Origin of the sequence: Pseudomonas sp. RA_35y_Pfl2_P32 (assembly GCF_963970735.1) — a bacterium.
In the GTDB taxonomy this organism is placed as follows: Bacteria; Pseudomonadota; Gammaproteobacteria; order Pseudomonadales; family Pseudomonadaceae; genus Aquipseudomonas.
The window spans coordinates 1-466 of record NZ_CAXAQF010000302.1 but is presented as its reverse complement, the minus strand read 5'-3'; the positions used below and the strand labels follow the sequence as shown (position 1 = coordinate 466).

Below are 466 nucleotides of genomic sequence, written 5' to 3'. Positions count from 1 at the left end.
GGATCAGAAGAAGCCCAGCGGGTTGATGTCGTAGCTCACCAGCAGGTTTTTGGTTTGCTGGTAGTGATCGAGCATCATCTTGTGGGTTTCACGGCCGACGCCGGACTTCTTGTAGCCACCGAACGCGGCGTGCGCCGGGTACAGGTGGTAGCAGTTGGTCCAGACGCGACCGGCCTTGATCGCCCGGCCCATGCGGTAGGCGCGGTTGATGTCGCGGGTCCAGAGACCGGCACCCAGGCCGAACTCGGTGTCGTTGGCGATGGCCAGGGCTTCGGCTTCGTCCTTGAAGGTGGTGATGCTCACCACCGGGCCGAAGATTTCTTCCTGGAACACGCGCATTTTGTTGGTGCCCTTGAGCAGGGTCGGCTGGATGTAATAGCCGGTCGCCAGGTTGCCCTCGAGTTTTTCCACCTTGCCACCGGTCAGCAGCTCGGCGCCTTCGCCCTTGGCGATTTCCAGGTAGGAG

The 466-nt window shown here is 61.6% G+C and carries 1 pseudogene; it reads right to left on the bottom strand.

Annotated elements, in window-relative coordinates:
- Positions 1-3: 3 nt before the first annotated feature.
- Positions 4-466: pseudogene (gene adh, locus AACY45_RS28400) on the bottom strand (aldehyde dehydrogenase); the annotation flags it as partial.